The sequence below is a fragment of the Pseudoalteromonas sp. 2CM39R genome (assembly GCF_023161845.1).
Map to the genome: position 1 here is coordinate 1 of NZ_JALNTM010000035.1, position 13,600 is coordinate 13,600.

The 13,600-nt window shown below is 39.6% G+C and carries 9 protein-coding genes and 8 tRNA genes; 3 read left to right on the forward strand and 14 right to left on the reverse strand.

Annotated elements, in window-relative coordinates; all coding sequences use genetic code 11:
* The first annotated feature begins 241 nt into the window (after positions 1-241).
* Entirely contained in the window at positions 242-1,660 is a 1,419-nt protein-coding gene (locus tag MTF66_RS36015; RefSeq protein WP_138623056.1) for a sodium:alanine symporter family protein, read from the forward strand.
* A 906-nt stretch (positions 1,661-2,566) separates the two neighbouring features.
* Here MTF66_RS36015 and MTF66_RS36020 read toward each other — a convergent pair.
* The 12 genes from MTF66_RS36020 to MTF66_RS36075 all read right to left on the reverse strand — a co-directional run bounded on the left by MTF66_RS36020 (position 2,567) and on the right by MTF66_RS36075 (position 8,085).
* Positions 2,567-2,653, reverse strand: a tRNA-Leu gene (locus MTF66_RS36020).
* 37 nt (positions 2,654-2,690) lie between these two features.
* Positions 2,691-2,764 (reverse strand) — tRNA-Cys (locus tag MTF66_RS36025).
* A gap of 18 nt (positions 2,765-2,782) precedes the next feature.
* Positions 2,783-2,858 (reverse strand) — tRNA-Gly (locus MTF66_RS36030).
* 128 nt (positions 2,859-2,986) lie between these two features.
* Positions 2,987-3,073, reverse strand: a tRNA-Leu gene (locus tag MTF66_RS36035).
* Positions 3,074-3,112: 39 nt separating this feature from the next.
* A tRNA-Gly gene (locus MTF66_RS36040) sits at positions 3,113-3,188 on the reverse strand.
* Positions 3,189-3,252: 64 nt separating this feature from the next.
* A tRNA-Leu gene (locus MTF66_RS36045) sits at positions 3,253-3,339 on the reverse strand.
* A gap of 36 nt (positions 3,340-3,375) precedes the next feature.
* Positions 3,376-3,449, reverse strand: a tRNA-Cys gene (locus MTF66_RS36050).
* A gap of 28 nt (positions 3,450-3,477) precedes the next feature.
* A tRNA-Gly gene (locus MTF66_RS36055) sits at positions 3,478-3,553 on the reverse strand.
* Between the two features lie 141 nt (positions 3,554-3,694).
* Positions 3,695-4,240: a CDP-diacylglycerol--glycerol-3-phosphate 3-phosphatidyltransferase gene (gene pgsA, locus MTF66_RS36060; protein ID WP_036933597.1), complete on the reverse strand. Its 546-nt coding sequence runs from the start codon at positions 4,238-4,240 to the stop codon at positions 3,695-3,697.
* Positions 4,241-4,282: 42 nt separating this feature from the next.
* On the reverse strand, positions 4,283-6,106 hold the full coding sequence (gene uvrC / locus MTF66_RS36065) for an excinuclease ABC subunit UvrC (RefSeq protein WP_248530167.1): 1,824 nt from the start codon (positions 6,104-6,106) through the stop codon (positions 4,283-4,285).
* A 9-nt stretch (positions 6,107-6,115) separates the two neighbouring features.
* Positions 6,116-6,766: a UvrY/SirA/GacA family response regulator transcription factor gene (gene uvrY / locus MTF66_RS36070; RefSeq protein ID WP_010391483.1), complete on the reverse strand. Its 651-nt coding sequence runs from the start codon at positions 6,764-6,766 to the stop codon at positions 6,116-6,118.
* Between the two features lie 167 nt (positions 6,767-6,933).
* Positions 6,934-8,085, reverse strand: coding sequence for a dicarboxylate/amino acid:cation symporter (locus MTF66_RS36075; protein WP_138571035.1), 1,152 nt, complete (start codon positions 8,083-8,085; stop codon positions 6,934-6,936).
* A gap of 377 nt (positions 8,086-8,462) precedes the next feature.
* On the opposite strand from MTF66_RS36075, the gene cysK reads away from it, so the two are divergent.
* Together cysK and MTF66_RS36085 are read left to right on the forward strand one after the other, a co-directional pair.
* Positions 8,463-9,431, forward strand: a complete 969-nt coding sequence (cysK, locus tag MTF66_RS36080; RefSeq protein ID WP_138623461.1) for a cysteine synthase A — start codon at positions 8,463-8,465, stop codon at positions 9,429-9,431.
* A 145-nt stretch (positions 9,432-9,576) separates the two neighbouring features.
* On the forward strand, positions 9,577-10,026 hold the full coding sequence (locus tag MTF66_RS36085) for a hypothetical protein (RefSeq protein ID WP_010391478.1): 450 nt from the start codon (positions 9,577-9,579) through the stop codon (positions 10,024-10,026).
* A gap of 76 nt (positions 10,027-10,102) precedes the next feature.
* On the opposite strand, the gene MTF66_RS36090 is transcribed toward MTF66_RS36085, so the two are convergent.
* A complete protein-coding gene (locus MTF66_RS36090; RefSeq protein ID WP_138623460.1) occupies positions 10,103-12,379 on the reverse strand; it encodes an acyl-CoA dehydrogenase in 2,277 nt (758 codons plus the stop codon).
* A 226-nt stretch (positions 12,380-12,605) separates the two neighbouring features.
* On the reverse strand, positions 12,606-13,394 hold the full coding sequence (locus MTF66_RS36095; protein ID WP_010391475.1) for a putative porin: 789 nt from the start codon (positions 13,392-13,394) through the stop codon (positions 12,606-12,608).
* Positions 13,395-13,600 lie beyond the last annotated feature (206 nt).

Sequence of the window (13,600 nt, forward strand, 5' to 3'; positions counted from 1 at the left end):
GCTATGCGTTGCGCTCTGCCGTCTCAGTGGGGTCGCATTATAGGGCGAATCGATTTTAACGCAAGCGTTTTTAAACGCTTTTTTGCATTTAATTTTTACCCCAAAGATACCCCACCCAGACACACAAGATACCCACAAAACCCTGTGGATAACTCATTTTTTTGCGCTGTTTACTAAACTATTTACCTTGCTTGTGGTAAGTTGCGGCGCATATTTACAACTCGTTCACTAGGCAACACACATGACAGATATAATAAATAGTATAAGTGGTCTCTTATGGGGTCATATTTTAGTGTACTTATTAATAGCCGCTGGGCTATTTTTTACCATACGTCTTGGTTTCATCCAATTTGTACAATTCCCACACATGATTAAAGTCATGTTTCAAAGTCGCCAAGGGTCAGATGGCGGTATTTCCTCTTTTCAAGCTTTCTGTACTTCTTTAGCCGCCCGTGTCGGTACCGGTAATATGGCAGGTGTTGCAGTCGCACTTTATTTAGGTGGTGCTGGTGCTATTTTTTGGATGTGGTTAATTGCTTTGATCGGTATGGCCACTAGTTTTGCAGAAAGCACATTGGCTCAAGCTTACAAAATACGCGATGAAGAAGGCAACTTCCGTGGAGGCCCTGCTTATTATATGGAATACGGACTTGGCAAGCGCTGGATGGGCATCGTGTTCTCACTATGTTTAATTTTAGCCTTTGGATTAGTTTTTAATGCGGTACAGTCAAACTCTATCGCTGCAGCTTTTGAAGTCGCCTTTGGTATTCCTAACTATATAGTAGGTATTGCACTTGTAATTGGTTCAGGCATCATCATATTTGGTGGCCTAAAAACAATTTCACGATTTGCTGAATTAGCAGTGCCATTTATGGCTGCTGCCTACTTAATTGTTGCACTATATATATGTGCTGTAAATTACACTGAGTTGCCTGATGTGTTTATGCATGTAATTAGAAGTGCCTTTGGTCTTGAACAGGCTGGCGCTGGTGCAATTGGTTATGGTGTTATGCAAGCAATGATCCAAGGGATCAAGCGCGGATTATTCTCAAACGAAGCGGGTATGGGTAGCGCAGCTAACGCTGCAGCAACTGCAACTCCTAACCCACCTCACCCTGCATCACAAGGCTATGTACAAATGCTAGGTGTCTTTGTAGATACCATTATAATTTGTACAGCTACCGCTGCTCTTATTTTATTATCAGAGCAATTAGTTCCAGGCTCTAATGTAACGGGTATAGCACTTACACAAGCAGCGCTTGAGGAACATGTTGGTAGCTGGGGTGCAATATTTGTTGCAGTCGCTATTTTGTTTTTTGCTTTTACATCAATTGTAGCTAATTATTCTTATGCAGAAACGAACTTATTGTTTTTAGAGCATAACCATGCATCTGGCATGCTGATCTTCAGATTATTAGTGTTAGGTATGGTGATGTTTGGTGCCCTTGGTGAATTACCATTAGTGTGGACTCTAGCTGATGTGTCTATGGGCCTAATGGCGATTGTAAACGTAATCGCGCTATTTATGCTCTCAGGAGTTGTGGTATGGCTTGCCAAAGATTACAACGCTCAACGACGTGCTGGAAAGTTACCGACGTTTGATCCAAGTAAAAACAACAAGCTTAATAAAACTATTCCGAAAGGTATTTGGCACAAATAACTTTAAAGAGATTTAAGTTAAAAACCCGGAACGGCCATGGCCATTTCGGGTTTTTTATTGTCTAGTACCAATTCACTTAATTAAGTAACCTATATTGAGCTAGATAAACCTGTTAATAGCAAAGCAAAAATTTCGATGTTTAGTTGTTCTATATGAGGAGTTTTTAACTCAACTAGCGTCTGGTTTGGCCTCTCAAAATAATTAATTATTTAAGTGGTCTATTTTGAGGCTGGAAAAACGTGTTGATAGCTAGGCAAAAAATTTGCTATTTAGTTGTTCTAAATGAGACTTTTTTAACGCAGCTAGTGACACGTTTAGCCCCGTAAAATGATTACGTATTATTGCGGATTGGTATTATATTACTAATAGCAGTACCCACCTATTGAGACCCAATTAAACACATTAGCATCATCAAGCTTCTCATATCCCTTATAAGCGATTAGTTAAACAGTTTACATCAACGCTCTTAATACATTTTGTGGCATTGTAATGGTGTTAATAGAAATAAGCTTATGCCGACTTTCACTTATGTATCAAACGAAGCACAGCCACCACTTCCATTTAAGAGCCTTGTACCACTGCTTTTATATAAATAGCTTAATATTAGTACTCTATTGTGAGGTATGAAAATCTTATCGATAGCAAAACTTAAATTTAGTATTTTGTATTTTGTATTTTGTTCTAAATGAGAGTTTTTTTCCGTAGCTAGCGTCAGGTTTGAGCTATAAAAATGATCAGTGGTAATATATTGATGGGATAAGCTTTTGAAAAAGGTGAGACTTAAAGATCTCAAACAAACGTAGTAATTTAGTGTAAGGAATAAGATGCTAGTTTGATAATGCGATTTTATAATTAATGGTTTAATAAAATAATGGTTAAACTAGAATAAACAAGGAAAGTATAAAGTGGTGCCCGAGGCCGGACTTGAACCGGCACGACTTGTTAGTCGAGGGATTTTAAATCCCTTGTGTCTACCAATTCCACCACTCGGGCATCGAGTTTGCTAATTAAAGCGTGTGGAGTAATTATTTGGAGGCGGAACCCGGAGTCGAACCGGGGTAAACGGATTTGCAATCCGGTGCATGGCCACTCTGCCATTCCGCCTAAACATATCAAATAATTTGGAGCGGCACACGAGGCTCGAACTCGTGACCTCGACCTTGGCAAGGTCGCGCTCTACCAACTGAGCTAGTGCCGCATAAAACTTTATCAGTAATTTGTACGTTGGTGCGCGACCATGTCGCGGTAAAACGTTCTGGCAACTGAGTTAGTGCCATAAAATAAGTATTTATCAAACTTTTAATTAACTTGGTCAATAATTAAAAGTGGTGCCCGAGGCCGGACTTGAACCGGCACGACTTGTTAGTCGAGGGATTTTAAATCCCTTGTGTCTACCAATTCCACCACTCGGGCATCGAGTTTGCTATTTAAAGCAAGTGGATAAAACTAATATGGAGCGGCACACGAGGCTCGAACTCGTGACCTCGACCTTGGCAAGGTCGCGCTCTACCAACTGAGCTAGTGCCGCATCATATTAATTCTAATATAATTTTTATAAGTTACATATTGGTGTATGTAACCAAACCACAAAGTGGTGCCCGAGGCCGGACTTGAACCGGCACGACTTGTTAGTCGAGGGATTTTAAATCCCTTGTGTCTACCAATTCCACCACTCGGGCATCGAGTTTGCTAATTAAAGCGTGTGGAGTGTTGATTGGAGGCGGAACCCGGAGTCGAACCGGGGTAAACGGATTTGCAATCCGGTGCATGGCCACTCTGCCATTCCGCCTCAATACTAGGTTAGCTTTAAGATAAACTGGAGCGGCACACGAGGCTCGAACTCGTGACCTCGACCTTGGCAAGGTCGCGCTCTACCAACTGAGCTAGTGCCGCTTTATGTTTATCTAGGGGGCTATGCCCTCTCAACACGGACGCATTCTACAGAGATTATTAAACGCGTCAACACAAAAAATGCTACTTTTGAACTGTTTGATTATTTTTTATCTAAAATGGTGCGTTATTAGACGTTTACAATCAATTTTTGGTCAATTCTCCCCATGCTGCAACTAAATATTGCACCATAGAACTAAGCGTTAAAAATGTGGCTATATAAAGCAAGCCATAACTTAAATACATCATCCAGCTATCGTACTGCCAAATTAAACCGATAATGGCTAACATTTGAGCTGCGGTTTTTAACTTACCCATATCGGATACAGCTACGTTACCGCGTTTCCCCTGTTCAGCCATCCATTCGCGTAGCGCCGATATAACAATTTCACGGCTAATAATAATAAGCGCGGGTATGGTCATATACAAAGATTGGTAATGCTCAGATAATGCAACCAAGGCAGCACACACCATTACTTTATCAGCAACCGGGTCTAAAAATGCACCAAAAGGCGTTGATTGCTCAAGTTTACGGGCTAAATAGCCATCAAGTATATCTGTGATCGAAGCCAGCCAAAAAATAAAGGCAGCAACAAAGAATGCCCATGAATAAGGCATATAAAATATCACCAAAAAAATGGGGATAAGAAAGAGTCTAAACGTTGTGAGTGTGTTTGGAATATTCCACATAACTACTTGGATATGTCTTTTTTTCTATATTCGCACATAGGGCTAGCCCTTGTCATGCAAATGGTTAAATATCTTCTCAGCCATGTCAGGACTGATCCCAGGAACTTTCTTTAGCTGTTCTATATTAGCAGCTTTTACGCCTTGCATGCCCCCTAAATATTTTAATAATGTTTGTCGACGCTTTGAACCAACGCCATCTATTTCTTCTAGTAACGACTGAGTGCGTTGTTTTTGCCGCTTATTACGGTGCCCTGCAATTGCAAAACGATGGGATTCATCGCGTATATGCTGGATCAAATGAAGCGCTGGTGCATCAGAATCCATAGGAATTGTTTTACGCCCGCCATCTATAAGCAAGGTTTCAAGACCCGGCTTACGGCTAGTGCCTTTTGCAACACCGACTAATAGCGGCATTTTTGTATGCGGCCAGTTTTCGAAGTATTGCTCTGCTCTACCTAATTGACCTTTACCACCATCGATAAAAATAACATCGGGAATTTTCTCCTCATCAACCAACTTGTTGTAACGTTTGTTTAGTGCAAATTCCATAGCGGCGTAATCATCACCACCGGTAATACCGGTCACGTTGTAACGACGATACTCTTTATTGTTAGGGCCTTGAGAATCAAATACAACACAACTGGCCACTGTGTTTTCACCCATGGTGTGACTGATATCAAAACATTCCATGCGATTAATATCATCAAGACGCAAAGTAGCCTTTAATTGCGCATAACGCTTGTTTATCGAGTCTTGAGTGCTTTGCTTAACCGTAATGCTATTTAATGCATTTTTATTCGCTAACTGTAAGTACTGTGCTCGCTCACCACGGGTTACCACTTTAAGCGATACCTTACGTTCACTAATTTGGGTCAAGGCTTCACCTAGTGCATCACTTTCTTCTATTTCAAATGGTAAAATGATTTCTTTAGCAATGCGCCCTGTCGCACCTGGAGCTAAATAATATTGACCTAAGAAAGAGGTTAAAATTTCTTGCTCTTGTGAGTCTTTAGGCACCTTTGGAAAATAAGTTTTACTACCCAGCACTTTATGATCGCGAATCATTAATAGATGAATCCCATTTAAACCGTTTAAATGGGCAAAGCCGACCACATCCATTTCCGCAAAATTGCCAGAGATAGATTGCTGCTCCTGCATTTTACGCAGCAACATAATTTGGTCGCGAACTTTAGCTGCAAGTTCAAAATTAAGCTGCTCACTGGCTTTTTCCATTTTAGCAATGAGATCGGCTATTACTTCATGAGATTTACCAGTTAAAAACTTGCGGACATAATCAACTTGCTGCGCGTATTCATCTTCAGAGACTTTATTTACACACGGCGCAGAGCAGCGTTTTAATTGATACTGTAAGCAAGGGCGACTACGCGCACGGTAGTAGGCATCTTCGCATTGACGTACCGGAAATATTTTTTGCATTAAGCGTAAGTTTTCTGAAACCGCCCCCGCGCTTGGAAACGGACCAAAATATTCACCTTTTACTTTTCTGCTACCACGATGAAAGGCTAAGCGAGGATGCTTATGATTAGTGAGCAGTATGTAAGGGTACGACTTATCATCACGTAACAGAATATTATAACGTGGCTGATATTTTTTAATGAGGTTGTTTTCGAGCAGTAAAGCTTCTGTCTCTGTATTAGTAAGCGTGACTTCAATATTACAAATATTACTTACTAAAACACGGGTTTTACTATCGGTTATATTACTACGAAAGTAACTACTTACCCGCTTTTTTAAACTTTTAGCTTTACCGACATAGATAACTTGGTTGTCATTATCGAGCATGCGATAAACGCCAGGCTCACTCGATAATGTTTTTAAAAACTGGACATGATCAAATTCAGACATATATACCGACTAGTAAGAGATATCTATATCAATCATTTTGTAACGTATGGCTAAATGAGTAAGCTCTACATCGCCTCCTACGTTAAGCTTTTCAAACATGCGATAGCGATAACTGTTTACTGTTTTAGAACTTAAATTTAAGCGATCAGCAATATCCTGTGCTTTTTCACCTTTGGTGATCATCAGCATAATTTGTAGTTCACGCTCGGATAGGCTTTGAAATGGGTTTTCATCGGTACGCCCGGTTACCTGCGCAAGTGCAATCTGTTGCGCTATTTCTGGAGCAATATAGCGTTGTCCTGCATGCACACAGCGTATAGCGCGAACCATTTCATCAGATCCAGCACCTTTGGTTAAAAAGCCATGAGCACCAATTTGCATGACCTTACTTGGAAATGGGTCTTCGCAATTAACAGTAAGCACAATAATTTTTACATCAGGGCAGTAACGGCAAATCTTTTTAGTTGCCTCAAGCCCGCCCATACCAGGCATGTTCATATCCATTAACACTATATTTGGCGCATGCTGACGACAAAACTGCACAGCCTCTTCGCCTGTTTTAGCTTCACCTATTACTTTAAAACCACGTATATCATCAAGAATACGTCTGATCCCTGTGCGCACAAGTTCATGGTCATCAACTAAAAGTACGTTAATCAATAGAACACCCTCACTAGCCTAATAAGATGCAAGTTAACAAAATTAATTTTCAACATTAGCATAGATACTACGAAACCATAACTAATATTATGCTTTCGTAATCGGTCTTTATGACCGATATGATTAAAAGCGCATTTACCTATAGCAGGTAAATACGCCCCAATGATTTATGCTGACGCTTTTTCACTAAAACGGTCTACCCATAAAGCAATAATACCATCGCCAGTTACATTACACGCAGTGCCGAAGCTATCTTGCGCTAGGTAAAGTGCAATCATTAGTGCCACCGCACCTTCGTTGAAACCAAGCATGCTAGTTAATAAACCTAACGCCGACATTACTGCACCACCTGGGGCGCCTGGCGCTGCAATCATCACAACACCTAACATCATAATGAATGGCAACATAGCCATTAATGAAGGTACTTCCATGCTAGGCGATAAAAACATCACAGCCATAGCACAGGTAACTATTGTAATTGTTGAACCTGATAGATGAATAGTGGCGCATAATGGCACTGTAAAGTTAGCTACATCCTCTTTAACGTTATTTGCTTTACTTGATTGCAAAGATACTGGAATGGTTGCCGCACTCGACATAGTTCCTAATGCAGTAAAGTACGCAGGTAACATATTTTTAATTAGCTCAATAGGATTACGCTTAAGTAATAGGCCTGAGGTAATGTATAAAACACTCAACCATAACCAATGCATCACTAATGCAGCAACAAGTACTACACCAAATGCTTGTAATGTATCAACAACGGTGCCTGCTACGGTCATTTCAGCAAATACACCCGCAATGTAAAACGGTAATGCCGGAATAATTACTTTTGAAAGTAAACCATCAATAATATCGCGCCCCTGATCCGACACAGTTTTTAATGTGTCTAAGCCAAGCTGGCTCATACCAATACCAAATACAAATGCTGTAACTAAAGCAGTCATTACACCCATTAATGGTGGAATTTCTAAGTCAATAAAGCTTCCTACTTCGGTCACTGCTTCAGCTTCAAATGAAATACCGCCGCTTAAAAACGGAATAACCGCTGTTACTAATAAAAACGCCAAGGTACCAGCTATAATTGTTGAGCCATACGCAAAACCCACCGTTTTTCCCAGTAGATGCCCTGATCCTTTAGGAAGCCCGGCAATCCCAGAGGCAATAAAAAATAAAATAATCAGTGGAATTGTAAAACTAATAAGCTGGCCGATAAGCTCTTTTACTGTGTATAAAAGCTCAACGCCAGTTAAGGGAATGTAGAGCCCGACTAAGATACCGGCCACAATACCGGCAATTAATTTTAAGATTAACTTCATGGTGATTACTTTATTGAATTTAGATAATGTGTTTTTACCATGTTTTGAATAGTTTGTGTCAATAAACTGTTCAACCGCAGTTCATTTGCACAATTAACCAACAAAATATAAGTGTGATGTGTTGATTTGTTTAAATAACGACTACATAAAGAAAAGATAAAGTACAAAGTTAAAAACGAACAAATGATTTCAAGTTCGCCTTTTTAATAACTAAAAAATTAACAGATTGAGTTTTTAGTTCAATCCGTTATAAGCGGAATTAATATATGTTATAGCCAAAGCTTACTTTAACTTTTTTTATCTCACAGTAAAGTAGGCTTATAAAGTTAACAGAATAGCTGTTAACGTGTTGATCAGATTGTACCTAAAGGAACATTATGTCTACTATTTTTGAAGATAACTCACTAAGCATCGGTAACACACCGTTGGTAAAACTTAACCGTGTTACAGGTGGGAATGTATACGCTAAAGTTGAATCACGTAATCCTAGCTTTAGTATCAAATGCCGTATTGGTGCATCAATGATTTGGGAAGCTGAAAAATCAGGTCAACTAACCAAAGACAAAGAACTTATAGAGCCAACATCAGGCAATACGGGTATTGCATTGGCATTTGTAGCGGCTTCTCGCGGTTACAAGCTAACGCTTACAATGCCAAACACCATGAGCTTAGAACGTCGTAAACTATTAAAGGCACTCGGTGCTAACCTAGTGCTCACAGATGGCGCTAAGGGCATGAATGGCGCTATTACTAAAGCCAAAGAAATTCAAGCAGCAGATCCAGATAAATTTATTTTGCTACAACAGTTCGAAAACCCGGCAAACCCAAAAATTCACTTTGAAACAACGGGTCCGGAAATCTTTAATGCACTCGATGGCAAAATCGATTTCTTTGTTGCAGGTGTTGGTACAGGCGGAACGATTACAGGCGTTAGTCGTTATCTTAAAAAAGAAAAAGGCTTAAATGTAAAATCAATCGCTGTAGAGCCAAGCCACTCGCCAGTTATTAGTCAAACGCTTGCTGGTGAAGAGGTAAAACCAGGACCACATAAAATACAAGGCATTGGCGCAGGCTTTATTCCTGGGAATTTAGACCTATCAATTATTGATGGCGTAGAACAAGTGTCTAATGATGAATGTATCGCAATGTGTCATGAACTAATGAAAAAAGAAGGGATCTTAGTCGGTATTTCATCGGGTGCAGCCGTGGTTGCAGCAAAACGTATTGCTGAGCGTCCTGAAAATGCAGATAAAAGCATTGTGGTTATTTTACCAAGCGCAACAGAGCGTTACTTATCAAGCCCCATGTTTGATGAAGAGTTTTCCGAGCAAGAGCTTGTTCAGTAATCGAACAACACTATTAAAAAAGGATGTTTTTTAACATCCTTTTTTATTGCTTTTTTAATAAGTTAACACCTATTTAGTCCTATCCTCTTTACATCTCCTCCATTCCATCACACACTTTATGTATGAGTAATCAACCTGACCAAATATGAAAACAATTTTAACTTCTTTTGTGCTCATTTTTAGTATTTTGATCGTTGGCTGTAATGACAATACTAAACCTAAAGAACAGTACATTGACAATGACCGTCCAGGCGATACCGCCACAGTGTATTTTGATGCGCTTTATAATCAACATAACTTGCAAAAAGCCAGTAATTTCGCAACGCCTAAGCTAGCTCGCATAATGAAATCTTACGGTACAGCAAAACAATTTGCCCGTAGTCTTATTAATTTACAATTCGATGAAGTGGTAATTGAAATTGATATGTCAAATTCAAGCCTGCGAGAACAGTACGGTAATCACGCTAAGATAAATATTGTATTTACTGGTTATTTTAATGGAAAAAAAATTGATGACTTTCGCAGTATCGAAATGCTAAAAATAAAAGGTAAATGGTACGTAGATAAAATCATCGCCGATCCTTACGGGCGCTGATCAACGTTCAATCTAAAAATATATAAAAAAGCCTTAAATTATAAGTTTAAGGCTTTTTTAGTGCTTGAGTACAATGTTAGAAATCTTCAGGTTTAAAATTATCTACCGCAATAGCCTGCATTCGTAATTTATTAGCATGATGCATAGCTTCAGCATCTAACTTAGTAAGTAACTCATGCTCAAGAGCGTACTCAATAGCTTGTTCAATATCAAAAGTTGCAGGTACCTTACCTTTTCGTTGCCACTGCTTTAAATGTTTAAATTGATTTTGCATGTCGTGCATCGCTAAAAAAGCATTTTCCATCACTCCAGTGCCTGCCTTCTCATCGATGTAGCACAAATGAGTAAGCCTGTTTCGAAACACGCCTGGTTGAGTCATGTGTTCACAAATACTTTGTGAAGTGGTATCACTTGGTTTGTGATAATGATTACCTAACGGAAACACAATGCGTTTAAGGGCAAAGTTAACCACCGGGTTAGAGAAATTTTTAAAGAAACCGTCAAATGCTTGACCTATTTCATATAATGACGTCTCTATTGCATACTTAACAAAAGGTAAATCAGCTTGTTGACGCCCTTCATCTTCAAAACGTTTTAACACGGTAGAAGCAATATACAAATGACTTAATACATCGCCTAAACGTGCCGATATCATTTCTTTGCGTTTAAGTTCACCACCTAACATCAACATTGCAACATCTGTTGTAAACGCAAGTCCTCGGCTCATTCTCCCTAACTGTTTATAGTAGGCCGCGGTTTCTCCGCACACAGGTGCTTTGGCAAAGTGGCTGCGAGTTAAACCATGCACTAAAGCCATGCTTGCATTGCCAATAGCAAACACTATGTGGTTCATCAATAGACCATCAAATTGCTCTAATGCCGCGTCATCATCTTCCATTGAAGCCGCTTCCATTTCTTTTAATACAAACGGATGACAACGAGTAGCGCCTTGGCCAAATATCATTAAATTACGAGTTAAAATATTAGCGCCCTCAACCGTAATCGAAACCGGAATACCCATATAGCCATGTGCTAAATAGTTATTAGGCCCAACCTGAATCCCTTTACCTGCATGAATGTCCATCGCATCATTCATTACTGTTCGACCCATTTCGGTCATATGGTATTTTGCAATAGCTGTTACTACTGATGGACTTAGTTTTAAATCAATAGCACCAGCTGTCATTAACCTGCACGATTCCAGCGCATAAGTTAGGCCACCAATACGTGCTAACCCTTCTTGAACCCCTTCAAATTGACCAATTGACACACCAAACTGTTGTCGAACAACAGAGTAAGCCGAAGTCATTTTAGCCGCTAAATGCCCTGTTGCAGTGCTTAGTGCCGGTAACGAAATACCACGCCCTGCACTTAAACATTCAACTAGCATGCGCCAACCTCGTCCTGCCCCTTGCTGACCACCTATAATCCAATCAAGCGGAATAAATACATCTTTACCGTACGTTGTGCCATTCATAAACGCCATATTTAGGGGGTAATGCCGCTCGCCGGTTTTAACACCTGGGTGATCGGTTGGAATGAGTGCACACGTAATGCCAAGCTCTTTTTCATCGCCTAACAACCCATCTGGATCGTACATTTTAAATGCAAGCCCTAACACAGTCGCAACTGGCGCAAGTGTGATGTAGCGTTTTGACCAATTTAAACGCAGCCCCAACACTTCCTTACCATCATGCTCGCCTTTGCACACCACACCAGAATCAGGAATACTGCCAGCATCTGAGCCAGCCTCAGGGCCCGTTAATGCAAAACAAGGCACATCGTCGCCTTTTGCAAGGCTAGGTAGCCAGCGCTCTTGTTGCTCAGTTGTTCCGTAGTGCAGTAATAACTCACCAGGACCTAAGCTATTGGGTACCATGACCGTCACGGCGGCTGTTAAGCTTTTAGTCGCAATTTTTGACACTATGGTGGAATTGGCAATAGCAGAGAATTCAAGACCCCCAAATTTTTCTGGGATGATCATTGCAAAAAACCCTTCGGTTTTTAAAAAGTCCCAAACCTCTTTAGGTAAATCTTTGTCTTTTTGTACAATTTTATAGTCATCAAGCATGGCTAATAAAGTTTCAACTTGATTATCTATAAATGCAGTTTCTTTTTCACTTAACTGTGGACGCGGATAGTTGTGTAATTTTTGCCAATCAGGATCACCACTAAATAGCTCGCCATCCCACCAAACATCGCCTGCTTCCATGGCTTCTCGCTCTGTTTGCGATAATGGCGGTAATACTTTTTTAAACATTTTAAAAGTGGGTCGAGTAATTAAATTAAGGCGGATATCTTTAATTGCAAACACCACGATCACCACAACCAGCAATATAATAAATACTGACATAAACACATTCCTTTACAGTTATAAAAACATTGATTTAATTATGACCGATCTTAATTTAAATACAATGGGCTGTCAGAGGAGTGCCACTAAATGATGAGCCGATTCTATTGTAATTAAAATATAACGATAAAGTAGAGTTACGCATTTATTACACACAGCAAAAAGCCCACAAAGTGTGGGCTTTTTACTACTTAACTGGTTTTAATTTATGCGATTAAACGCTTAATTAAAACTGAAAACGCATGTTAGCAAAGTAAGCATCGTTATCTGAGTCATCTGCGTTGTTGCCGTAACCCACTTTTAAACCAATGTTTTTATTGATGAAGTGTTGAGCACCAAAGCTGTAGTTGTCTTCTTTATCGTAAGATGCAAATACAGAAGTCGCTTTAGAGAAGTAGTAGTTTGTTTCTACGTTCCATTGGTCATCTGCTTCGTCAAGGCTTACAAATGTACCTTCTACTGTTAAGTAGTTACCTTGTTGTAAATCAACAAAGTATTTAGCAGCTACTGAACGAGAATCAAAATCATCATCTGATTCTACAGTGATACCTACGTAATCTGTATCGTTTAGCATGTGGTTGTATGCTAAAGAAAAGAATGTAACGTTATCACCATCTTTTTGATCAACAAATCTTACTTTTGCAAGTAAATCTGGGTTAAAGAAATAACCAGCAGAAAGTGTGTATGACTCGTTGTTAGAGTTGTAATCAGCATTTTGATAAGACGCACCAACAACAAAATCTTCAACGAAGTATTCACCGCCAATAGCAGTCACATCGCCAAAATCGTCATCAGCGTAGCCACCAAATACGTTGCTTTGCTTATTGATGTATTCGAATTGATCGTATGGACCTAGTGTGCTCTTTGGAGAGAAGTAGTAAGTAGAGTCCACGCTGATAGTATCGTTGTTATCAGTATCTGTGTAGTTTAAGTTACTGATTGATTGATAGCTATCTGCAGCGTGTGCAGCACTTGATAATAAAAGACCTGAAATAATAATTGCTAACTTTTTCATAATGAAACATCCCTATGTACATTGTTTTTGTACTTTAACTACATTGCTAAAGTGGGGGTATGCTAACGCCGCGAAACTGAACGAAAACTGAATCAAGCAATTGTATTTGTTAGGGAATTTGTAAGAAAGTGTTGGAGTAATTTATGTTAAAGTAATCGCAACAAACTGTAAACAATTACTTTAATTTTACACCGATTTTTGTTTGT